Consider the following 22,743-nt stretch of genomic DNA (forward strand, 5'->3'; position numbering starts at 1 on the left):
CAAACAGACGCACATCGCAGACAGCAAATGGGCGCCTAGCCCATTGCTAGGCGCCCATTTGCGAAAATTGGAGCGTTGGTTGATCAGGTGCAGGGAATGCCGTGCGGTCCCCCAACCCAGTGGCCAGGAGGTGACTGCCACGGGCACACCTTCTTGATCTGGCCGGGCGGTACCTGGTGCCAGTTCGCCCAGTCGTCAACGTGCGGTCCCGGCGGGCCCGGTATCCGCGGTCCCGGGTTGGCCGAGGCCATACCCGCGCCGAACCCGAGCGTGGTGGCGCCGAGCGCACCCGCAAGAGCAACTGTTCCAGCAAACTTCTTCACGTTCATTTCATAGCCTCCTTCCGGCCGGACTGTCGTGAATCATCCGATCGATTCACTCACGCGTCTGGTATCCAGCGGCTGCGTGTCGATTGGATCCGGCCTCAGAACCTGCGCAAGTATGAATATACCCGCGGTTTTGGGGCTCAAACCTCACCGTTTCACCGGGACCGGGGTTTGTGGGCTCAGTCACAAACCACAGCAGTCCCAGCAACCGCAGATACCACATGACCGGGCGCAAGATCCGTGCTGCGACCGCGCTCCAGGTTCAGCTCGGATTGCGCAGCGGAAGGCCTGCGGCGCGGTAGATGGCATCGATGACAGTCATGTTCTGCACCGCGTCCTGCGGTGTCGTCTTGACCGCTTCGCCGCGCAGTATTGCCCCGGTAAAGGCGTCGAGTTGATACGCATACGAGGCCCGGCGGGGAAAGCGTTCCACCCTCCTGCCAATGGCCGACTGGACGGTGAGCCGATGGAAGAGCTGGGGCACAACGGGGTTCAGCACCCGGAGTTCGCCGCGGTCACCAACCACCCGCGCGCTCATGTTCAACAGGTGCGACGACCACATCGAGCACTCGATTCGACCGGAATGTCCTGCCGGAAAACGCAACTCGGCTGTCATCGCACGGTCCACTTCCGAGTCACGCCGTTTTGCTTGCGCTGAAACCACTTCCGGAGTGCCGCCGCCGAAGGTACGAGCCATGTGCACCGCGTAGCAGCCGGCGTCCATCGTCGCGCCTCCGGCCAGGGCGTAGTTGTAACGGATGTCGGAGAACTTTGGCAGCGGAAAACACATCGACGTCTCCACCCGCTGCAGCGTGCCCAGCTCCCCGGAGGCGATGATCTGCTCGATCCGCAGAGTCAGCGGATGGTAGCGGTAGTGGAAAGCCTCCATCACCACGCGATCGGTGGTCGCGGCCAACTGGGCGATCTCGTCGGCCTCGGCGGCATTGGCGGTGAACGGCTTCTCACACAGCACATGCTTGCCGGCGGTCAGCGCGGCTTGGGTCCACCTGCCATGCAGGCCGTTGGGCAGGGGGATGTAGACGGCATCGAGGGTTGGATCGGCGATGAGCGCCTCGTAGCTGCTGTGCACCCGGCTGATGCCGTGTTTGGCGGCAAAGGCCTGTGCGCGTGCGCCATCGCGTGCGGCGACCGCGGCCACCACGGCTTCGACGTTGCCCTGAGCTGGTTTGACGAGCGCCTGCGGCGCTATCCGCGCCGCGCCCAGGATGCCGATCCGCAGTGGGCTCCCGTGTCCTGTCACGGACCGACGCTAGCACTTGCGCCGGCACCGCCGGTGACGCGTGATCAGTCGGTGCGGCCGCCCCGGCGAGCAAAGGCGGGTGCATGCTCGGGCCGGACCCCGACCCCGACAAAGTAGGCCGGGATCACCGACAGCCACGGCACCCGCTCGACCAAGCCGAGCAGAGCCGCCGGCGGGGTCGCGTCCTGACCGCGCAGCAGCGGTCCCAGCAGCCGCCGGTGCAGTAACCGTTGCACGGCCTGGGTTATCACGGTCGGGATGACGCGACGGCGGCGCACTGCCGCCAGGTCCCGACCGGTGACTCGGTGTCCTAGCAGTGGTTAGGCCAAGATGGTCGCTGCCGCGACCGCGTCCTGAACGGCAAGATTGATACCCACCCCACCCAGCGGCGACATCGCATGCGCGGCATCACCGATACACAGCAGCCCATCGATGTGCCAGCGTCGCAGCCTGTTCACCTTCACGTTGAGATGCTTGACATCGTCCATGGAGGCCAGCCCGGCCACGGACTCGGCCGCTTCGGGTAGCAGTGCGCCGATGTCGTGCCGGAATTCCTCGATCCCGCGCTCACGCAGCTTGGCGTCTGTCCCCTTGGGCCCGATGTAGGCGATCTGGAAATAGCCCTCACGTGGGATAACGCCCAGCCCCTTGCCCGGCCCGAAACGCGGCAGGAACGAAAAGTCCGCATCACCTTCGCGCGGCAGCTTGAACCACCACACGTCGAAGTTCACCGGGTAGTCGCGCGCCTTGAGCCCGGCCGCCTGGCGGGCAATGGACCACCGCCCATCGCACGCCACGGTCAGCTCCGCCCGCAATTCACCGGGTCCCTCGGCGCCCTGATAGCGCACTCCGGTGACGCGGCCGCCTTCCTGCAGCAAACCGGTCACCTCGGTATTCATCCGAAGTGTGAAGCTCGGCTCGACTTGGGCGGCCTCGGCCAGCAGGTTCAACAGGTCCCACTGCGGCACCATCGCGACGTAGGGGTGCGGTTGGTTCAGCCGCCCGAAGTCGATATAGGTGACCGAACGCCCGTTCGTATCCAGCGTCGCTTTGCGAACTTCGCTGAAGGGCAGCTCAGCAAAGCGTTCCCACAAGCCCAACTCGTCGAGCAGCCGCATCGTGGTCGGATGCACTGTGTCACCGCGAAAGTCGCGCAGAAAGTCGCCGTGCTTTTCCAGCAACGTGACTTCTACACCCGCCCGGGCCAGCAGAAGCCCGAGAACCATCCCGGCTGGGCCGCCGCCGATTATCGCGCACGTGGTTTTCTCACCCATTTGCGGACAAGCATAAGGGGCGTCCAATGGCACGCCGGACCGGGCGGAGTTCATCGGCGCACTACGGTCGAGCCAATGCTCGAGTCCAAGACACCGTGCACGCCCGCGACGGCGGCCCTGTCTGGTACCCGACGGCCGCCCGCAGCGGCGACATCCTCGATACTGCCTAACGCGAAATCGTCTTGGCGGCATGCGATCTGGCCGCTGGGCCACAAAAGGACGACACGCTGGGAACGCCCGCCACCCCGGCGACACCGTCAAGCTGATCACCGCCGAGCTCGAACATACCTGCCCCACAAGCCAACCCCAACAGACCCGCTCACAGCCCCGCAAGGAGAGGTCGGCGCCCACGATCACCAACAGAACCTGCACCCAATTCCGGTGCTGGGCCGGCGCTGGGGAGCACGCACGTGACCAGGCCCCAGGTTCGCCGCAGATGAAGTCCTAGTCGGCGGGTAGCTCGAGGCCGGCAGGCGGCAACCTGCCCGAGACGAAGAAATCGTTGACGATTGCGCCTAGTGGCTCGCCGGCGCGGCCGTAGGCGACGTGGCCGGCGCCAGCCCATTGCAGATATTGGCCGTGTACGAGCGTCGCAGCCAGCTCGCGGCCCCAGTGCGGCGGTGTCGCTGGGTCACCAGCGACACCGATCACCAGCGTCGGCCCGGAGCCCGCAGCCGTCATCCGGTGCGGCGGCGCGGCGGCCCGCGTGGGCCAGACGGTGCAGGGCAGTACGGACCACGCGCGGCTGGCCCCGGTCAATGGGGCTTCACGTGTCCAGGCGCGGGCTAACGCCGCAACGTCACCGACCTGGGTGGGCGTGGACAGGTCATGACACGCTACCGAGAGATAGGGCAGGTCAGCGGGGTTAACCAGAAGTGCCGGTCCGTGCACGGCGTCGATGACCGGAGCCCAGTTCCCCCGACTGGCCTCGGCGAGTACTTCTCGCAGTACCAGCACCGACGTCTCCGGTTCGTAGGCTGCTGATTCGACGTAGTTGAGCAACCGCAAACCCGACAGCACACGTCCGTCTTCGCCCACGATGGGGCTTTCATCCAGTCTCTCGATCAACGCCTGGATGCGTTGGATTTCTGGGGCGTCGAACTGAGCCCGGATAGCGCGGTCAAAAGCAACAGCCTGATCGTGGCGCAGTGTGGCGTAGTCGTTGGCGGGATTCATGGCCGAATCGAGCACGATGCGGTGAGTGCGGCCGGGGAACATGTCGGCATACACCACCCCCAGGTAGGTACCGTAGGAAAATCCGAAGTAGTCGATGCTCTCCACGTTCATCGCGACGCGCAGCGCCTCAAGGTCGCGTGCAACCTCTTGCGTCCCAACTAAACCCAGAACGCCTCCTCGCTGCGCGGCATCCACCAGCCGAGTTGTCCCCTCCAGACGACTCCGGCGCTGAGCCTCGGTGCGCGGAATGCTGGGTTGATTGCGGACAGCGGCGACAAGCTCATCGCCGGCCAACGCGATGGCCGGCCGGCTCGCGCCTACCCCGCGCGGATCGAAGGTGACGATGTCGAAATCTTGTCGTAGCCGGTCCCAAAAATTGCCGCTGTAAGCCATATCATCGATGCCCGATATGCCGGGACCGCCCGGGTTGGTGACGATTACACCCAGCTTGTGCGCTCCGGTTGCGGGCAGCCGAGCCACGGCCACCTGTGCCATGGCAGATTCAGCTAGGTTCCAATCCAGCGGCACGTTGAGGATGGCGCATTGCATTCCGGCAGCGCCGTTGGCAGCGGCGCATGGAGACCATTCCGACAGTGCGGCCGACTGGTCAGATCCGCCCGCCCAAGCGGCGGCCCAGCAGGTGCCCGCGGCAACAGACAGAACCGTCGCAGCCACACCAAACCAGCGGCGCCAAGTTGTTCTGCGTGGGCCAGCTCGGAGGCGGCGGAAAACCCATCGCGGCCGGGAACTGCCAGGGACTGCCGTCCCCGCGGCTTGCGGCTGGCCGGTGCCCTGCTCGCGAGCCCAATCGATGCCAGCGCCTTCGATGCCGCCGCTCATCGCGATCGACGCGCCCCCCGCACCGCGCCCTCCATCGTTGTTGTTACCGCCGCCGGTGGCAGCAATTGCGTAGGTCCCTGCGGTGCTCTGCACAGTCGAGCCGCACCCGCCGGCCACACCCTGATCACGGTCGCCGCACCGAGCCTCGGACGACATCGCTTGAGCTGTGCGACCGCCGTTGCCACAATATAGGCCTCGGTCCACGCGTGTCCGGCATCCAAGACGCCGTTGCCGACCAACAGGTCAGGGCTTGCTCGATTGGCCGCCGGCACCTCGGTACTCCAACGTCAGGGCGCCTGTCCGCGGTCGCGACCATGTGGCAAGCTGGTCTCGGTTCGACTGGTCACCACGAAGCGAAGTGTCGTGCGTTGCCTGAATAGGTGCGCCCTGGGAAATCTACCGGGACCATCCTGGCGATGGAGAAGAAGCGTCTGTGCCCGCTGCAGATCCGTTCGATTCACAGCAGTGGGATCGCGAACACCTGCTGACCGCCCCTGCGCGGGATGATTGCAGCCCAGCTGATCGTCGGTAAGCGACACGCCCGCCAGTTGCCCCAACCCACAACGAATACGGATCCTGATCAATGACAGAGACGATTCAGGCCCTGCTGCAACAGCGCATGTCCGACTCCAGCATTGCCGTGAAATATCATGATCTGCAATGGACTTGGCGCGAGTATCTGGCGGAGGCCGCCGCGCGCGCGGCCGGATTGATCGCCGCCGCCGACCCGGACCGCCCGCTACATATCGGGTCCTTGCTGGGCAACACGCCCGAAATGCTGGCCCAGATGGCCGCGGCCGGGCTGGGTGGCTATGTGCTCTGCGGCCTGAACACCACCAGGCGCGGCGAGGCGCTGGCCGCGGACATCAGGCGCGCCGAATGCCAGATCATCGTGACCGATGCCGAGAATCGCTCGCTGTTGGATGGTTTGGACCTCGCGGATGTAGAGATCTTCGATACCTCGACACCTCGGTGGGCAGAGCTGGTTGGCGGTGCCGGTTCGCTGGTCCCCCATCGCAAAGTCGAAATGATGGATCCGTTCATGATGATCTTCACGTCGGGTACCAGCGGCAACCCTAAGGCGGTACAGGTTTCACGCCTGATGCCCACATTCGCCGGCCGCAGCCTGACCGAACGGTTCGGGGCTGTCGGCTCACGACACCTGCTATGTGTCCATGCCCCTTTTTCATTCCAATGCGGTGGTCGCTGGATGGGCACCCGCGGTGGTCTCGGGCGCGGCGATCGCCCCGGCGAAGTTCTCAGCGACCGGGTTCCTGGACGACATTCGCCGCTATCAGGCCACCTATATGAACTACGTCGGCAAGCCACTGGCCTACATCCTTGCCACGCCCGAACGCGACGACGACGCCGAGAATCCGCTGCGCGTGGCTTTTGGCAACGAGGCCAATGAGAAAGATATCGAAGAGTTCTCGCGACGTTTCGCAGTCCAGGTCGAGGACGGCTTCGGCTCGACCGAGAATGCCGTCATCGTGATCCGTGAACCGGGCACGCCGCCGGGCTCGATCGGCAAGGGTGTCGACGGTGTCGCCGTGTACAACAGCGACTCCGTCACCGAGTGCGCCGTGGCACGCTTCGATGAGCACGGAGCGCTGGCCAACGCCGACGAAGCGGTGGGCGAATTGGTCAACACCATGGGATCGGGCTTTTTCACCGGTTATTACAACGACCCCGGCGCCAACGCCGAGCGTATGCGCCATGGCATGTACTGGTCCGGAGACCTCGCCTACCGAGACTCACAGGGCTGGATCTATCTCGCCGGCCGCACCGCCGACTGGATGCGGGTAGACGGCGAAAACCTTGCGGCAGCCCCGATCGAACGAATTCTGTTGCGGGACAATTCGGTAAACCGAGTCGCGGTATATGCGGTCCCAGATGCCCGGGTTGGCGATCAGGTGATGGCCGCCGTCGTGCCGCACCGGGACCAGCGGTTCACTCCCGAATCGCTTGAAGCGTTTCTGCGCGCGCAACCCGACCTGTCCGCCAAAGCCTGGCCGCGATACGTCCGGATCGCCGCAGATCTGCCCAGCACCGCCACCCACAAGGTGCTCAAGCGACAGCTGGTCGCCGAAGGGACAGCCATCGGCCCGGACGAGGCGCTGTGGGTGCGGGAGCAGCGCGGCACCCGGTACCGAATAGCCTCCGACGAGAGCCGCTAGCGCGGCGCCCGGGCCGGCCGGTAGCTAGCCATCTATCTCCCCGGCGATGCCGCGTTCGATGCTGGCTCTGGTAGTGCCAGCCAAGACCATGAGACCGTCGAGTTCATTGCAGGCCAAGTCGTATGCCCGCGAGCGTTCTTGGGCGGTGGCGGAGCTATCCGCGGCCACCCGCAGCAGGCTCTGGGCACGAGCCAGCCGCTGTTGACCTTCTCGGGAGAAATCACTTCTACGCCGGCGCATCGCCTCGGCTTCGGCGGCGTTGAACGCGGTGACGTAGTTCTGCACCGCATCGAAATACTCTTTGGCCGCATCGCGGTCGTCCAGCAGATCTTCGGCCCGCATAGGACGGTGAAAGTCCGCCGCCAACTTCGCCTTGTGAAAACGGGTCGTGATCGGGTCCCGCATGTCGGCCATCACCGGGAAATCAAGGAGCTTGGCCACGTCGAGTTCATAGTCCAACCAGCGCGTGTTCGTTTCGTCGTGGGCGTCGATCGCGCGTCGTATCGCCCGCCATTGGGCCGGTTTGCTGCCGGGCAGGGCGTCGTCGGGCTGGCCAGCCGCGCGATCCTGCGGGGCGTGGTCGACCGCTCCATCCCCCGACCTCCTGTTGAGCGACGAGATCGCCCGGATGCCCGCATAGATCAGCCCAACGATGGGCGCAATCAGCACCAGCAACTCGACCAACCGAAACAGCAGCCCCACCCAAGCCAGGATGCCATCACCGGCGGGGATAGTCAGCGCCGCCGCGCGCCCCCTTCGGGCTAGCGCTTGTGCAGCTGGCCGGCGGCGATCTCGTCGGCCGCCTTGGCCGCGATCCCCCCACCCAGCCGCGAGGCGATCTCGGGGGCATTGGCGGCAAATCGCGCCAGCGCCCGCTGGCGTAGCGGCGCCACGGTGACCTCGCCGCGATTGCGCTCGATCGCGGTGACCACGGCGGCACCGACCTGATCGGGCCTGCCGGTACCGATCAGCGGCGGAGCGGTCGCACCGGAGTCCGCGAACATGCCCGCGCCACTGATCGCCCCGGGACTCACCACCGAGACGCCGACCCCAGCCGGGCGCAGATCGTCACGCAGGCACAGCGCGAAACCGCGGATGCCGAATTTCGTCGCCGCGTACAGCGACGCACGCGCGGTGGCCGTCTTGCCGGAAATGGACGACACGAAGACGAAATGCCCGGACCCTCGTTGAGTGAACGCCGGGATCAGTTCGCGGGTCATCTGGACCGGTATCTCGAGGTTGACCCGCAACGCGCGATCCACCTGCTCGGCGGTGAAGGTTTCCAGTTTCCCGCATGCTGGCAGGGCTGCGTTGGCGACCAAAACGTCGATCTCCCCCGCCTCGGCGAGCAGGGCCAGCGCGGCACCCGGTTCGGCGAGGTCGCTGACGATCGAGCGATGGTTGCGTCCCGGAAGCGATGCCGCGAGCTGGTCGAGCTCCGCGGGCTTGCGCGAGCTCAGGATCAGCTCCGCACCGCGGTCGGCCAGTGACGAGGCGATCGCCCGTCCGAGACCGCCCGTGGCGCCGGTAACCAGAACAGTCTTGCCGGATAGTTCCATGGGGACGACGGTAGCCGACGCTGCCCGTTGCCTTCGATCCGACGTGACACCGCCGCACCGGTGCCCGAGGTCAGCCACCGCGCACCGGGGCATCGACCGACGCTTTGAGACCAGCCGAGAACCACACTGCGGGAGTAGGTTTGGGGCGCGCGGGGGCGCCGGCGCGCGCACTCACCGATCGGGCATTGGACCGCACCCCCGCCCGGGGCTGGCCATGGATGACTGGCCGTACGTATCTTGATGTCAATGGCCTTCTCCGATTGTGGCCACGCACCGTCCGCCGTACCCGCGGGGCCCGCGCGGTTGACCGGCATGCCGTTCCACGATTCCGACGATGTCATTCGGGCCGCCCTCGCCGAGGCCAGCGCTCCGGCGCTGCTGATGTCGATGGTGCACATGACCGGCAATTTGGGCTTGCTCGACGAACTTCCGGGCCCGTCGATGCTGATCGCCATGGACATCCAGGGCGGCATGAGCGAAGAGGACAAACAGACCGTCCGCGAGCGTGCCTTCGAGGTGGTGCGCGACTACCGCGACCGTGGCTGCCCGGCGCCGTTCCTCCCGAACCGGGTCCAGCTGCAGACCATGCTCGACGTGGCGTCGGCCGGTCAGGTTACCGACGAGTTCATCGACTACATTGCCGCGGATCTACGGATCTCAGACGCGGACCAGGATGGCCCGCCGCTGCGATCCACTCCAAGTCAACGCAGTGGTTTCCCAGTCTTGGTCATCGGTTGTGGCGAAGCGGGGCTACTGGCCGGAATTAAACTCAAGCAAGCCGGTCTGCCGTTTGTGATCATCGAGAAGCAGGCTGGGGTCGGGGGCACGTGGCGGGCCAACCGATATCCGGGCTGCCGCGTGGACATCGCGAACCATTACTACGCGTACTCGTTCGAGCCCAACGACCATTGGTCGCATTCCTACTCCGAGCAGCCCGAGATCCTGAACTACCTCAATGACGTGGCCCAGCGCTACGAGATCACCCCGCATGTCAGATTCAACACCGAAGTTGTCGGCGCCGCTTAGCAAGACGAATCGGATAGCTGGGCGGTGCGGATCCGCGGCCACGACGGCAGCGCCGAGGTGCTCAGCGCACGCGCGGTCATCTGCGCGGTCGGCCAGTTCAGCAATCCGGTGATCCCGGACATCAAGGGCGGCAAGGATTTCGCCGGTCCGTCGTTCCACACCGCCGATTGGGACGAGCGCGTTGAGCTCGCCGGCAAGCGGGTCGCGGTGATCGGAGCCGGCGCCAGCGGTTTTCAGCTGGTGCCCGCCATCGCCGACATGACCGAACGGGTCGACGTCTACCAGCGCACCGCGCAATGGATGGCGCCCAACATCAACTACCACGCGGCCGTCAGCGATCCGGCCAAATGGGCGGTGCGCCATCTCCCCTACTACGGCAGGTGGCTGCGATTCGTGACCTGGTGGCCGATCGCCGACGGTGCAGCCCACCTGACGGTTATCGACCCGGACTGGGAGAACGGCGGCTTGTCGGTCAGTGCCGCCAATCACCAAGTCCGCGAGCTGTTTATCGCCTGGATGCGGGCCTTCACCGATGATGAACAGCTGCTGGCGAAGGTCACGCCGAACTATCCGCCGATGGGCAAACGCACCCTGCAGGACAACGGAGCATGGCTCAAAACCCTGCAGCGTGACGATGTCGAACTCATCCGCGAGGGCGTTGCCGAGATCACCGCCCACGGGGTGATCACCCGCGACGGTGTGTACCGGCCGGCCGACGTCTTGATCTGGGCCACCGGATTCGACGTCAACCATCAACTGGGGCCCATCCGCGTTCGGGGCTTGGACGGCGTTGAGCTCAACGACCTGTGGGGCGACGCCGCCTACGCCTATCTCGGCATCAGCGTGCCCGGCTTCCCCAACTTCCATTGCATGTACGGCCCGGGTACCAACGCCGTCAACGGCGCCAGCATCATCTACAACTCCGAGTGCCAAATGCGCTACATCCTGGGCTGTATCGACATGGTGCTGTCCGAGGGGGCTCGCTACGCGATGCTGCGAGACGGGGTGTGTAGTGACTACAACCAGCGCAGCCAGCGGCAGCTCGAGACCATGGTCTATACCCGCCCTGCGGTGTGCAGCAGCTACTACAAGAACGCGGCGGGTGATGTGCCCACCCTGTTCGCCTGGCGCATCCTGGACTATTGGAACTGGACCAACCGCCCCGACCGCAACCACTACGAGTTTCGGCGCTAGGGGGCCTGAGGCTGGTCGCTGACGGCGGCGTGCAGGTGCGTTCGCAGGAACTGGCACTGACTGGCGAAGAACCCCAATGACACCTGCGCATTCGGCGCCAACAGATCGAATGCGTGGAAGGCACCGTCGGCGATCTGCTCATGGACCTCGACACCCGCGTCGCGCAGGCGCGCGGCATAGTCGAGGCATTCCTGATGAAACAGGTCCAGCGTTCCGACGCCGATCCAGGCCGGCGGCAGATTCGACAGGTCGGCACGTCGCGCCGGTGCGGCCGTGCTGGGGTCTGCCCCGGCCAGATACAACTGCCACGCCTGTTGGTTGTCCCGCTCGCTCCACATGATGCGCTTGTGGCCGTTCGGACCGGAGCCGGTGCGGTCGTCGAGCATGGGGTACACCAACATCTGCAGCACCGGTTCCACATCACCACGGTCGCAGGCCAGCTGAACCAGCGTGGCCGCGAAAAGATCGCCGGCACTGGCACCGGCCACCGCGATCCGCGACGGATCGACCCACTGCTGCTGGCGCAGCCACAGCAACGCCGCATAACAGCCCTCGACGGGGGTCGGATAGGGGTGCTCGGGCGCCAACCGGTAGTCCACCGCGGCCACCGCGACGCCCGCCAGATGAGACAACTTGCGGCAGTACTGATCCTCCTGAGCGGCGCTGCCCATGACCGTTCCGCCGCCGTGGATCCAGAGCAGGGCCGGGCCCGGATCCGGCAATCCGGCTGGCCGGTGCAATCGCACGCTGACCGCGTCGTTGACGGCCACCACCGGCACATCGCGCAGACGTCCAGTAATCCCAGCCAGCTTCATCAGCGCACGTGGCAGCTTGAGGCCGCGATGCAACCCATAGCCTCGCGGCAGGATCCGGGAGATCGCCCGCAAGGCGGGGTCGATTGCGTCGGGCTTGGTGAAGGCCGGCGGACCATCGGAACGGGCTTGCATGCACCATACGATTGCACATCGAGGTGTCCGCATGGGCCTACACCGGTACCGGCGGCGGCCCGGGCGACCCTAGCGGCCATCGGCGGACATGCCCGCTACCCAAGGCCATCTGAATTAATGACTCAAGTCACTTGAGTGTGCATACGAGGCTAGGTGAGCATAGGTGGGTGACTACCCTTCCTAGTGCCGGATCGCTGTCGATCTCCACCGTTACCGGCGACCCCGTCGCGCGAGTTGTCGCTGACGCCACGGTCGCCGACGTCGCCAACGCGATGATCGCCGACAACGTCGGAGCGATCGTGATCGGGGACGACGACCGGCCTGCCGCCCTGGTGAGCGAACGCGATGTGGTTCGCGTAGTAGCGACCGGCAAGGATCCGAATACGGTGCCCGCCCTCGACGTTGCCAGCACCAAACTGGTGTGGTGCGACTCCGACGCCACCGTCGATCAGGTAGCGAACCAGATGATGGAACACTACATTCGCCACGTTCTGGTGGAACACGATGGCATACCGGCGGGGATCGTCTCGGCTCGTGACCTGCTCGGCGTCTACTGCTCCGATGCCGTTTTGGACTCGGACTAGGGCGGTGCGCGGCGGCTCTGCGTCGTTCTCGGCCGGCCCGGATCGGCCGTGACAATCCTCAGAATGCCTCTGGATTCTGCGCGATGGCGACCGGTACCGGGTGCTGGTAGAGCCGCGCCGCATTCTCCCAAGTGATCTTGCGAATCACGTCGGCGGGCAGTCCGTCGAGTTGTTCATGCATGGTCTGCTGGGTGTGCGGCCAGGTCGAATCGCAGTGCGGATAGTCGGATTCCACCATGATGTTTTCCGTACCGATTCGATGATGCTGCACGAACGAGGACTTGTCCTCCACCGCGCAGAACCAGAAGTTTCGCGTGAAAACCTCTGCCGGCGTCAAGCTTTCGCCCATGGCCCGCCAAGTGCCATACATCTCGTGATAGCTCAGCATGTGGTCGAGACGATCGAGCAGTCCGGCAACCCAACCGATTCCCCCCTCGGACAGGCAGATCTTGAGATCCGGAAATCTGCTGGGCAGGCCGGAATACAGCCAGTCCACGGCGCCGGAGATGGCGTAGGCGAAGAACAGCACGCCCGGGACATCCGCAGGTGCGTCATCGGTGGTCGACGGGGACGAACCCGACGATCCGATATGTAGGTTCACCACCGTGCCGGTCTCGGCGCACGCCGCCATCATCGGGTCCCAGTGGCCCGAGTGAATGCTCGGCAGTCCGAGCATCGCGGGGTTCTCGCTGAAGCTGACGGCGCGAAATCCGCGCTCGGCGTTCTCATGGATCAGCTGCGCGCCCGCACTGGGATCCAGCAGCCAGGGCAGCTGGCAGGGAATGATCCGCTCCGGATATGGTCCAGCCCAAGCTTCCAGGTGCCAGTCATTCCAGGCCCGCACCGCGGCCCAGGCGAGTTCGGGATCCTTGGTCACCTGCTGCAGCCGCTGGCCGGCAAACCCCGGCAGAAACGACGGGAAGTTCAGCGATGCGTAGACACCATTGAGATCCATGTCCTTGATGCGCTCATGAATATCCCACGCACCCCTTCGCATTTCGTCAAAGCGCACCGGCTCGAAGCCATATTCCGAGACGGGTCGCCCTACCACCGCGTTGAACCCGACGATGGGCAGTACCTGTCCGTCGTAGACCCACACCTGTCCGCCGTCGTCGGTCTCGACGACTCGCGGTGCGCGGTCGGCGAACCTCTGCGGCAGACGTCCGGTGAAGGTGTCGGGCGGTTCGACGATGTGATCGTCCACCGAAATCACCGTGTAGCGGCGCCGCGCCCTGGGCGGATCCGTCAAGAAAGTGACGCTGCGATCTGCGCCGGTCTTCGCCGTGGTGAAGCTGAGGTCGCTGGCCAGTTCGTCGATCGATTTCATCGTCGGCAATCTCTCTGCAGTGCTGGGTGATTCGCGGTCATCGGGGCTCAGCTCAGTACGGCCGGGTCGGCCTTGATGGTCATCCGTGCCGCCCCCGCCCAATAGACGTCGGCAGCCCGTTCGATCAGCGATGAACGCATGCCGGCCATATCGGACCATTTCATCTGTGTGGGTTCTGCACCGGTGAGCATCACGTCGTAGGCCAGCTTGCATACTCGTTCGATCGACGCGGCGCGATAGACGGCTTGGGCGAGATTGCGGCCGGTGGCGATGACGCCGTGGTTGGCCAGAATCGTCAGGTTCGCGCTTCCGATATGTGCCGCGAGGTCGGCCGCACGTGCGGCGCTGTCGATTTCGCCGTCATAGCTTTCGACCAGGCACATGTCGTCGAGGAAGAGCGATCCGGTCTGGTGCACCAGGTCCGGCAGCCGGCCCAGGGCCGCCAGGACGCACACGTAGTACGGGTGGTTGTGGATGACCACGCGAGCATCGTCGCGAACTCGGTGCAACTGAGTGTGGATATGGATCGCGGGGGTGACGTCCCACCGGCCCTTGACCACCCGCGCGTCGGCGTCCACCGTGCAGATATCCGAGGCGGTGAGTTCCTGCCACCACAGCCCCCATGGATTGACCAGCATGTCGGTTTGGCCGTCGGGCTGCCAGGTGATGTGATCGGCCATGTTCTCTGCGAACCCGATGCCCGCGAGGTGGCGGAAGGCAACGGCGAGCGCCTGCGCATCGGATAGCTCCACACCGATCGGCGGAATCACCGATGGCGCCCATACCTGCAGGCCACCTTGGCGTGCGTCAGGAACGTTCATGCTCGGCCTCCATCCTGGCTCGAATATCGTCGCGAAGCTGCCCTTTGGCAATCTTGCCGCCGGAGGATCGAGGCAGTTCGTCGACCACGACGAGTCGTTCGGGCAGTAGTTCTTTGGAATACCCCAGCGCCAAGAGGTGCTCGACGAGTTCGGTTCGATCGAGGCGCTGCGAGTCGGCGAGCTCGACGTAGAGGCAGACCTTCTCCCCGAAAACCGGATCGGGCATCGACACCGCCGCAACGATCGCGACGGCCGGGTGGGTCAGCGCCGCATCCTCGACCTGACCGGCGCTGATGTTCTTTCCGCCGCGCAAGATGAAGTCCGAGGTCCGGCCGGTGACGGTCAGATAGCCGTCCGGATCGATCTCGCAGATATCACCCATGCGCATCCACCCGTCCCGGGTGAACAACTTCTCGTGATCGGTTCCGCCCAGATAGCCGAGGCTGGTCGCCGGTCCGCGGCACCCAGGCTGGCCCCGGCCCGACGCGGTGACGTCACGGTCCCCGTCGAAAAGCCGCACCGACATTTCCGGAACAACCCGCCCACCCGTCCTGAGGCGACGCTCCCGCGAGTCGCGCAAGGTGGTCGCACTGAGCAATCCGGTCTCGTTGGAGCCATAGAACTGCAGAATGGCTGCGCCGGTGAGATCCTCGAACTCAGTGGCGCGCCGGTACGGCAACGCCTCGCCGCCGGCGAAGACGACCCGCAGCGAACTCAGATCATAGGCCCGGCACCAGTGGTCGGCCATGAGCATCGTCAATTGAGTACTGACACAGCACAACACCGTGACCCGGTGCCGAGCGATTGCCTCACATGCGGCCAGCGTCGTGAACCGATCCAGAATCACCGCGCTGGCCCCCAGGTAAATGGGTGTGGTGTGGCTGGTCCAGATGCCGAATCCGAAGGGCATGGGAATCACCGGCAGGACTACGTCCTGCGGCGTCAACATGCCATTGGCGACCGCGTGCTGATGAAAGTAGTGCCAACGGTTCTGGGTATGCACCACACATTTGGGTGCCCCCGTGGTGCCCGAGGTGGAGTTGATCAGGAACACATCATCGGGACCGAGGCGTCGCTCGTTTCCGAGCTCGCTTTCGAGCCCATTTTCGGGCGCCACCGGCACCGGCTTACCGTCGAAGCGCAGCGTTTTACCCTCGCGCACCAAGACACCCGAGGGCACCGGAAGCTGTGCGCTCACCTCGGTCGCGGCGGCGCTGCGCGGGGCGTCGCTGACCAGGAGCTTGACCTGCGCGGCGCGCAATATCTGGGTGGCTTCCCGGACACCGGCGCGTGCACCGATGCCCACCACCACGGCGCCACAGCGCTCGATGGCGATGAACAACGCATGTAGCGCGGCGCAGTCGCCGTGCCATACCGCCACCCGGCCGCCGGGCAGCACGCCAGCTCCGGCCAGCTGTTCGGCTAGACTTGTTGCCGCACAGTCGAATTCACTCCACGTTAGCAGTGACGCCGGGTAGTCGATATAGGCGGCATGATGCGGCGAGCCTTCGGCGTTTCGTCTTACCGCGTCCGATAGCGTCGAGTCGGACCACCAGCCTGCGGCGTGGTAGCGGATCGCCTCCTGGGTGCTGAATGCCGGAGATCCCGCCATATCGCGCCGACCGACAGCCATAACCAAATGATAGGAAAATAACGTGCCGCTCCACACCGACCCGCGACGGTTGGTGTCGGCCCCGCACCCAGGAGACAATCGAGATACCCCGTTCGCCAGGTGTCCCTCGGACGCTGCGCTACTCTCCCCCAAACCCGTAATCGTGCAACTGCGCGCGAAAGTCGGGTCGAAGACGGTAGCGGGCAGTATTGTCCGTGGCTCAGACAAACCATGGGAGCAAGCGTGACGGAGATGCCCGACGGTATCTCGATCCGGCAAGCTGAGCCGGCGGACTACCACAACGTCGCGCAGATGCACTATCCGAGCTGGCGGCTTTCCTACCGCGGCATCATGACGCCCGAAACCCTCGATCTGTTCGATTGGCAGGAGTGGATCGACGAGGAGTACCCGCGCAGGCTCGCCAGAGCCGGCTGGTCCATGTGGCTAGCCGAGTCGGGCGGCCAGATCGTCGGGATGAGCATTTTCGGGCCGGAGCCCGACAATCCGGATCAGCTGGAGATCGACTCGCTCTACGTCGCCGCCGGCAATGATCGCCGGGGCATCGGCGGCCTGCTGCTTGCCAATGCGCTCAACTCGGCGCCGTCACATGACGCGGTCTTGTGGTGTGCCGAGAAGAACTATCGAGCGCGACGGTTCTATCAGAAGAACGGCTTCCAGCTCGATGGCCGTTCATTCGCCTGGACGCTGGTACCCGGGGTCCTGGTCATACCGCAGATTGGCTTCACGCTGCACCGCTCGAGATCCCAGAGCTGAATCCTGACCTCACCGTGGCGGTCGCCCGGTGGCTGATCTGCGGTTTCGTGTCGCCAAGGAGTTACCAAGAATCCTCCAAGGACCGAGCGGCAAGGTGCAGTCGACCAGAACCGATCGACCACAGCGTGGAGCCCGAGACCACCCATGGCCATTGTGGAATCGCCGCCAGGCCACCCCTACCCGCACTTGCCCGCCTCGTTCTACGGCACCCCATCGGGATCGCCCCCGGGTCCCACCGGGTACCTGGAGCACCCCAGACGCCACCCGTGGGAAATCGGGCTACTGGTGCTGGTCATCGTGTCCAGCGTGCTGCTCTACCTGGTCGCGGCCGCCGTGGTGCTGTCGGGCAAGTCCAGCCTGCTCTGGATTTCCATCGTGGCCACGCCGATCGTGCTGTTCGCGCTGCGCGGGCTGACCTACGGCAAGCAGCGCGCCAACGGCGTCAAGATGTCACCGACCCAGTTCGCCGAAGGCTACTGGCTCGTCGTCGAGGCGGCCCGCCGGTTCGGGCTCAGCGAGGTTCCCGACGCCTACGTGGTGCTGGGCAACGGGCTGATCAACGCCTTCTCCAGCGGGCACGGCTTTCGCCGCTACGTCGTGGTGTACAGCGACCTGTTCGAAATCGGCGGTCAAGCCCGCGACCCCGAGGCGCTCGCCTTCATCATCGGCCATGAGGTCGGCCATCTCGCGGCCGGGCATGCCTCGTACTGGCGCCAGCTGATGCAACTTGCGATGCGCGTTCCGCTGTTGGGGCCGACGCTGTCACGGTCGATGGAGTACACCGCCGACAACTACGGCTACGCGTTCCGTCCCGCAGGTGCCCGCAAGGCCATCGGTGTGCTCAGTGCCGGAAAGTATCTGCTCCGGTCGGTGGATTTCGACGGCATGGCCGACCGGGCCGGGTCCGAGACCGGGTTCTTCGTCTGGCTGGCCAACATGGTGTCCTCGCATCCGGTGAACACCTGGCGCGCAGCCGCGCTGCGCAACCGCATGGTTGCGGGTTCGCTGTTCTTCCGGCCCAAACAGCCGGCCCCGGTGCCGCCGACGGCCTGGGCGGTCCCCGGCGACGGCGGATGGGCCAGGTAGTCCCCCAGCCTCGCGTTCAATAGCCTGGGCACGGGAATCATCCGGTCCGGCGACGCAGTAGGCAGCGGCAGTGCGATCCATATCGATGGGCCAGGTGGGGGCGGGACTGGCCAGCGGAGCGATCGCCGGCGCCGCCGGCACCACCGCGCTCAATGTGATCGCCTACCTGGACATCGCGGTGCGGGGCCGCTCCACCAGTACGACCCCGGAAGACACCGTCAATGCCATGGCGCGATTGCTGCACCTGACGGTTCCGGGTACTGGGGACGTGCTGGCCAACCGCGTCGCCGGTCTCGGCGCGCTGACCGGCTACGCGGCCGGGATTGGGATGGGCCTGGTTCTTGGGCTTGCCTACGGCCTGGGTTGGCGGCCGCGGTTGCTGGTGGCCATGCTGGTCGCAACAGCCCTCGCCCTGGTGGGTACCAACGGACCGATGACCCTGCTCGGGGTGACCGACCCCAGGACCTGGGGCCTCGTCGGCTGGATCAGTGATCTGGTCCCGCACCTCGGATATGGCGTGGTCACCGCGCTGGTCTTGCATTACACGGCGTTGTGCAAGCGCCACCAACCACTGGATCCACGCTAGGCGGGTTCGCCAGGAACCCGACCCCGCGGCCGATCACCCGCCCTTGAGGCGAATCTTCCACCGCACGAAGCTGACGTAGCACAAGCTGATGAACGCGAGCATGGCCATGTCAAACCACCAGGCACCAGCCGTGTGATGCCAGTGCGAATCCTTCGGAGTCAGCGGACCGGGCACGAGTTTGATCAGGTCGACGGTCGAGGCCGAGGTGGCAAATCCCCATCGTGCCGGTGTGGCCCAGGACATCTGGTCCAACCCCAGGCGGTCGGTGACGGGAATCATGCCGCCGGAGAACACCAGCTGCGACATCACCGCGACCACCAGCAGCGGCATGATCTGTTCGTTCGACTTGGCCACCGCCGATAGCGCCAGTCCGAGCATCGCTGAAGCGACGCAGGTGGCGGCGACGTCGGCGAACAGTTCGAGCCCAGGTTTGCCCAGCGCCACGGCGCCCTGGGTGGGACCGCCCTTGCCGATCAGCACGATGATGGTGACAATCGCCGATTGAACGACCGCAAACACCGTGTAGACGCAGATCTTCGCCAGCAGGTACGCGGTGGTGGACAGGCCGACTGCCTGTTCGCGCCGGAAGATGGCCCGCTCGCCGATGAGATCTCGGATTGTCAGCGCGGTCCCCATGAAGACCGCACCGACATTGAGCAACACCAGAATCTGGCCCGGCTCGTTGGGTGCGTTCCCCATCGGATTGGGCATGCCGAAGCCGACGTCCCCGGGTACCGACATCGACAGCGAGCCCATGACGAACGGCAATATCGCCAGGAAGATGAAATAGCCCCGGTCCGAGATGATCAGCCGCATCTGGCGTCTGGCGATGGTGGAGAACTGGCGGAACAGGCTGGTGTGCGACGGGTCGCCACCCAGCTCCCCTGGACGCTCCACCGGCGGCGCTGGCGGGGGTGGCCCCGTTTGCGCCAAGTAGCGCGCCTGGGCCCCCTCTGGGTCGTCGGCGACCGTGCTGAAGATGTCGGCCCAGTTGGTCGTCCCCATGGCCGGACCGATCTGGCTGGGCGGCCCGCAGAACGCTGTCTTGCCGCCCGGTGCCAGCAACAGAACCTGATCGCAGACATCGAGGTAGGTCAGTGAGTGAGTGACAACCAGCACCACACGACCGGCGTCGGCCAACTGCCGCAGCATGGTCATGACCTGCCGGTCCAACGCCGGATCCAGACCGGATGTGGGCTCATCCAGGATCAGCAGCGACGGTCCCGTCAGCAGTTCGAGGGCCACCGATGCACGTTTGCGCTGACCTCCCGACAGTTTGTCGACCCGCGTCTCGAGGTGCTTGGACATCTCCAGCTCTTCGAGGACCCGGGCGACCACCTGTTCGCGGTCCTCCTTGGTGGTGTCCGGCGGCAGCCGCAGTTCGGCCGCATACATCAACGCCTGCCGGACCGTCAGTTGACCGTGGACCACGTCGTCTTGCGGCACCATGCCGATCCTGCTGCGCAGGGAGGCGTATTCGGCATGAATGTTGTGGCCTTCAAAAGTCACCGTGCCGTTGGTCGGGTGCGTGTACCCGGCGACCAGCCTGGCGAAAGTTGATTTGCCAGCACCGGACGGGCCGATGACCGCGGTGAGCATCCCCGGGCGTGCCGCCAACGAGATGTTGTCCAGCAGTGTCTTGTTGCCCTCGATCGTCCACGTCACCCCGTGCACGTCAAGGCCCCCGGTGCGCGTCTCGAGCAGGCTCTCTTCGCGGCGGGCCAGCGCACCATTGGCGAAAATGAGGTCGATGTTGCCGATCGTGACGACGTCGCCGTCGTGCAGCAGTGCCGCCTCGACCCTGGCACCGTTGACGAATGTGCCGTTGATGCTGCGGTTGTCCCGGATCTCGGTGCCCTGCGGTGTCGGGATCAGGGTGGCGTGGTGACGCGACGCCAGCACCTCGGGAATGACGATGTCGTTGTCGTCGGCGCGGCCGATCGTCACCGCGCCCGGCGGTAATTCGCCCGCCGCCCTGCCCGGACGCAGAATCTTCATCATCGAGGTGGCGATGTTGCCGGTTTCGCCGGGCGCGCGCCCGACCACGAGGGGGGCCGGGGGCGCCGGGCTCGCGGCCGGCGGCCGGTATATCTGCGGGGCCGGCTGAGCGCCGGTTTGCGACCGCGACGTCTGCGGGCCGCTGGGGTATTGCGGTTGCTGGGCCGACGGCTGCACGTGCTGCGGTCCGCTGGGAGGTTGAGCCGGCATCCGCGTGGTCGGCGGGGCCGGCTGCGGCGGAACGGGCCGGTGCGAGCCGGTTTGCGGGGGTGCCTGGCTGGGCCATGCCCCGCTGGGCATGGGCGGGGGCACCTGCATGACCGCGGTTGGCGGTGGGCGCCCGACCGAACCTTGCTGACGGCGGCCGACTCCGAAGTCCAGCGCCGGACCATCCGGGTTGCCGATGTTGACCCGCTGGCCATCTTGGATGTCGACAACCGGTACTCGCCGGTTGTTGATGTAGAGCCCGTTGAGACTGCCATTGTCAATGGCGATCCATCGGCCTTGATCGAAGCGCAGCAGCAGATGCACCCGTGAGATCAGCGGGTCCGCGACGCGGACGTCTGCCCGCAAATCACGGCCAATGACTACGTCGTGGCCTGCGGCGAAGGTGCGCTCAGCTCCGTTGTACCGCACGGTCAGCACCGGCGGGGCGGCTGTTTGGGTCATCGGGACCAACTGTACTGGCACCGGCGCTCCGGGCAGAACAGGGCGCGGATATGTGTTAGCCGCGCCGATCCGCCGCGGCCAATGACATTTCACACGGCACGTCATATGGTCGGTCTACGGAGCCTCCCGGAGGAAAGATCGTGAGCACCTTGTCCAGTGGCCTGCGAACGCTCAGCTACGAAGCATTCATCTACTTCTATCCGTTGGTCATGATGGATGTGACGCGACTGCAGGCCCTCAACGCGGCACCCGGCACCGGCCCCGGCGCCGGCCCGCCCAATCACTTCTCGCACATGCGGGCGTTCCCGTCGGCCGACTTCCGCGCGGTGGTGCGGCCCAACTTCGACACGCTGTACTCCTCGGCCTGGCTGGACCTGCGCAACGGTCCGGTCCGCCTGCAGTCGGCGGACACCGACGATCGCTACTACATGCTGCCGATGCTGGACATGTGGACAGACGTTTTCGCCAATCCCGGCAAGCGCACCAGCGGGACGGGTCCACTTGATCTCGTGATCGCCGGCCCTGGCTACCAGGGCGAAAGCGGCGAAAGCGGCGAACAACCGCGCCCAACCACGGTCGTGGCCGCGCCGACACCGTTTGTCTGGATCATCGGCCGCACCCAGACCAACGGGCCGGCCGACTACCCGGCCGTTCACCGGGTACAGGACGGCTACTCCCTCACTGAGCTCGGCAGCGGTGCGCAGGCCAGTGCGGGAGACAAGCGACCAGACTTTGACCTGACTACCGAGCCGCCCAGAATCGTCAACGGCATGGCCGCGCTGGACTACCTCTCCTATGCGGCCGATCTGCTGTGCGTCAATCCACCACACCCGACCGACTACTCCGTGCTGGCCCGGCTGGCCAACCTCGGCATCGAAGCGGGAAGCCCGTTCGATGCGAGCCGGTTCGACGCGGACCAAGTGGCAGAGCTCGAGCGCGGCAGAAGCGATGCGCTCAACGACATCCTCAAGAGCGCCACCAAGCTTGGGGCCAACGTCGACGGCTGGATCAGCCTGACCGAGAGCATGGGCGTCTACGGCAACAACTACCTACGGCGCGCGGTGGTGGCCCTCATCGGTCTGGGAGCCAACCCCGCCGAGGACGCCGTATATCCGTTCCTCGCCACCGACGAGCACGGAGATCCGCTGGCCGGCGAACACGACTACGTCATCCACTTCGACGCGGACAAGCTGCCCCCGGTGGACGCATTCTGGTCGGTCACGATGTATGACGCCGAAGGCTTTCAAGTGGCCAACGAGCTGAACCGATTCGCCATCGGCGACCGTGACGAGCTGCGCTACAACGACGACGGCTCATTGGACCTCTATCTCGCGCACACCGACCCCGGTCCCGAGCGCCAGTCGAACTGGCTCCCGGCCCCGTTGGGCCCGCTGGGCGTGACCATGCGGCTGTACGCGCCGAGGCCCGAGGTGGTCGCCGACGAATGGTCGCCACCCCCGGTGCGCAAGGCCTGACTCAAACATCGGCCGTGGCCTTGGCGCCCGG

The 22,743-nt window shown here is 65.5% G+C and carries 15 protein-coding genes and 3 pseudogenes; 7 read left to right on the forward strand and 11 right to left on the reverse strand.

The features are described from left to right. Positions 1 to 83 precede the first annotated feature (83 nt). From MMSP_RS26180 to MMSP_RS16410, 4 genes and pseudogenes are all read right to left on the reverse strand, one after another. Positions 84 to 329 carry a hypothetical protein gene (locus MMSP_RS26180; protein ID WP_015355439.1) on the reverse strand — a complete coding sequence of 82 codons (246 nt, stop codon included), beginning with the start codon at positions 327 to 329 and terminating at the stop codon, positions 84 to 86. Between the two features lie 259 nt (positions 330 to 588). Beyond that, positions 589 to 1,587 carry a Gfo/Idh/MocA family protein gene (locus MMSP_RS16400; RefSeq protein WP_020787524.1) on the reverse strand — a complete coding sequence of 333 codons (999 nt, stop codon included), beginning with the start codon at positions 1,585 to 1,587 and terminating at the stop codon, positions 589 to 591. Positions 1,588 to 1,631: 44 nt separating this feature from the next. Next, positions 1,632 to 2,861, reverse strand: a pseudogene (locus tag MMSP_RS16405) (FAD-dependent oxidoreductase). A 444-nt stretch (positions 2,862 to 3,305) separates the two neighbouring features. Then, positions 3,306 to 4,532 (reverse strand): alpha/beta hydrolase, encoded by a 1,227-nt coding sequence (locus MMSP_RS16410; protein ID WP_232022845.1) that lies wholly within the window; start codon positions 4,530 to 4,532, stop codon positions 3,306 to 3,308. A gap of 928 nt (positions 4,533 to 5,460) precedes the next feature. Here MMSP_RS16410 and fadD1 point away from each other — a divergent pair. After that, a pseudogene (gene fadD1, locus MMSP_RS16415) lies at positions 5,461 to 7,054 on the forward strand (fatty-acid--CoA ligase FadD1). A gap of 24 nt (positions 7,055 to 7,078) precedes the next feature. Here fadD1 and MMSP_RS16420 read toward each other — a convergent pair. Together MMSP_RS16420 and MMSP_RS16425 are read right to left on the reverse strand one after the other, a co-directional pair. Beyond that, on the reverse strand, positions 7,079 to 7,756 hold the full coding sequence (locus MMSP_RS16420) for a hypothetical protein (RefSeq protein WP_020787532.1): 678 nt from the start codon (positions 7,754 to 7,756) through the stop codon (positions 7,079 to 7,081). Positions 7,757 to 7,815: 59 nt separating this feature from the next. Beyond that, positions 7,816 to 8,613 (reverse strand): SDR family oxidoreductase, encoded by a 798-nt coding sequence (locus MMSP_RS16425; protein ID WP_020787533.1) that lies wholly within the window; start codon positions 8,611 to 8,613, stop codon positions 7,816 to 7,818. 246 nt (positions 8,614 to 8,859) lie between these two features. Between MMSP_RS16425 and MMSP_RS16430 the strand changes: the two are divergent. Continuing rightward, positions 8,860 to 10,833, forward strand: a pseudogene (locus MMSP_RS16430) (flavin-containing monooxygenase). Here the strand turns inward: MMSP_RS16430 and MMSP_RS16435 are convergent. Next, complete coding sequence (locus tag MMSP_RS16435) at positions 10,830 to 11,780, reverse strand: alpha/beta hydrolase (protein ID WP_020787536.1); 951 nt, start codon at positions 11,778 to 11,780, stop codon at positions 10,830 to 10,832. The pseudogene MMSP_RS16430 and the gene MMSP_RS16435 overlap by 4 nt on opposite strands. A gap of 167 nt (positions 11,781 to 11,947) precedes the next feature. Here MMSP_RS16435 and MMSP_RS16440 point away from each other — a divergent pair, with 167 nt between their 5' ends. Continuing rightward, entirely contained in the window at positions 11,948 to 12,364 is a 417-nt protein-coding gene (locus MMSP_RS16440) for a CBS domain-containing protein (protein ID WP_012394342.1), read from the forward strand. 58 nt (positions 12,365 to 12,422) lie between these two features. On the opposite strand, the gene MMSP_RS16445 is transcribed toward MMSP_RS16440, so the two are convergent. Genes MMSP_RS16445 through MMSP_RS16455 form a run of 3 tightly spaced genes read right to left on the reverse strand, consistent with a single transcriptional unit; the run spans position 12,423 to position 16,145 of the window. After that, complete coding sequence (locus MMSP_RS16445) at positions 12,423 to 13,691, reverse strand: amidohydrolase family protein (protein WP_020787537.1); 1,269 nt, start codon at positions 13,689 to 13,691, stop codon at positions 12,423 to 12,425. Positions 13,692 to 13,738: 47 nt separating this feature from the next. Then, on the reverse strand, positions 13,739 to 14,512 hold the full coding sequence (locus MMSP_RS16450) for a class II aldolase/adducin family protein (protein WP_020787538.1): 774 nt from the start codon (positions 14,510 to 14,512) through the stop codon (positions 13,739 to 13,741). Then, positions 14,499 to 16,145: a class I adenylate-forming enzyme family protein gene (locus MMSP_RS16455; RefSeq protein ID WP_036426624.1), complete on the reverse strand. Its 1,647-nt coding sequence runs from the start codon at positions 16,143 to 16,145 to the stop codon at positions 14,499 to 14,501. Before MMSP_RS16455 ends, MMSP_RS16450 begins: the two co-directional genes overlap by 14 nt. Before the next feature lie 231 nt (positions 16,146 to 16,376). Between MMSP_RS16455 and MMSP_RS16460 the strand changes: the two genes are divergently transcribed. The 3 genes from MMSP_RS16460 (at position 16,377) to MMSP_RS16470 (ending at position 18,570) form a co-directional block, all read left to right on the forward strand. Beyond that, positions 16,377 to 16,898, forward strand: a complete 522-nt coding sequence (locus tag MMSP_RS16460) for a GNAT family N-acetyltransferase (protein ID WP_020787540.1) — start codon at positions 16,377 to 16,379, stop codon at positions 16,896 to 16,898. Positions 16,899 to 17,042: 144 nt separating this feature from the next. After that, on the forward strand, positions 17,043 to 17,984 hold the full coding sequence (locus MMSP_RS16465; RefSeq protein WP_015355427.1) for a M48 family metallopeptidase: 942 nt from the start codon (positions 17,043 to 17,045) through the stop codon (positions 17,982 to 17,984). A 70-nt stretch (positions 17,985 to 18,054) separates the two neighbouring features. Next, entirely contained in the window at positions 18,055 to 18,570 is a 516-nt protein-coding gene (locus MMSP_RS16470; RefSeq protein ID WP_011740986.1) for a hypothetical protein, read from the forward strand. A gap of 33 nt (positions 18,571 to 18,603) precedes the next feature. Here MMSP_RS16470 and MMSP_RS16475 read toward each other — a convergent pair whose 3' ends face one another. After that, positions 18,604 to 21,237, reverse strand: coding sequence for an FHA domain-containing protein (locus tag MMSP_RS16475; RefSeq protein WP_036426627.1), 2,634 nt, complete (start codon positions 21,235 to 21,237; stop codon positions 18,604 to 18,606). A 140-nt stretch (positions 21,238 to 21,377) separates the two neighbouring features. On the opposite strand from MMSP_RS16475, the gene MMSP_RS16480 reads away from it, so the two are divergent. After that, positions 21,378 to 22,712 (forward strand): DUF1254 domain-containing protein, encoded by a 1,335-nt coding sequence (locus MMSP_RS16480; RefSeq protein WP_020787542.1) that lies wholly within the window; start codon positions 21,378 to 21,380, stop codon positions 22,710 to 22,712. Positions 22,713 to 22,743 lie beyond the last annotated feature (31 nt).

Source organism: Mycobacterium sp. 012931 (assembly GCF_000419295.1).
Classification (GTDB): domain Bacteria; phylum Actinomycetota; class Actinomycetes; order Mycobacteriales; family Mycobacteriaceae; genus Mycobacterium; species Mycobacterium marinum.

Excerpts from the sequence above, each read along its gene's own strand:
- MMSP_RS26180 (WP_015355439.1), bottom strand. The coding sequence starts at position 329 with ATGAACGTGAAGAAGTTTGCTGGAACAGTTGCTCTTGCGGGTGCGCTC.
- MMSP_RS16410 (WP_232022845.1), bottom strand. The coding sequence starts at position 4,532 with ATGGCACAGGTGGCCGTGGCTCGGCTGCCCGCAACCGGAGCGCACAAG.
- MMSP_RS16425 (WP_020787533.1), bottom strand. The coding sequence starts at position 8,613 with ATGGAACTATCCGGCAAGACTGTTCTGGTTACCGGCGCCACGGGCGGT.
- MMSP_RS16435 (WP_020787536.1), bottom strand. The coding sequence starts at position 11,780 with ATGCAAGCCCGTTCCGATGGTCCGCCGGCCTTCACCAAGCCCGACGCA.
- MMSP_RS16445 (WP_020787537.1), bottom strand. The coding sequence starts at position 13,691 with ATGAAATCGATCGACGAACTGGCCAGCGACCTCAGCTTCACCACGGCG.
- MMSP_RS16450 (WP_020787538.1), bottom strand. The coding sequence starts at position 14,512 with ATGAACGTTCCTGACGCACGCCAAGGTGGCCTGCAGGTATGGGCGCCA.
- MMSP_RS16455 (WP_036426624.1), bottom strand. The coding sequence starts at position 16,145 with ATGGCTGTCGGTCGGCGCGATATGGCGGGATCTCCGGCATTCAGCACC.
- MMSP_RS16460 (WP_020787540.1), top strand. The coding sequence starts at position 16,377 with ATGCCCGACGGTATCTCGATCCGGCAAGCTGAGCCGGCGGACTACCAC.
- MMSP_RS16465 (WP_015355427.1), top strand. The coding sequence starts at position 17,043 with ATGGCCATTGTGGAATCGCCGCCAGGCCACCCCTACCCGCACTTGCCC.
- MMSP_RS16475 (WP_036426627.1), bottom strand. The coding sequence starts at position 21,237 with ATGACCCAAACAGCCGCCCCGCCGGTGCTGACCGTGCGGTACAACGGA.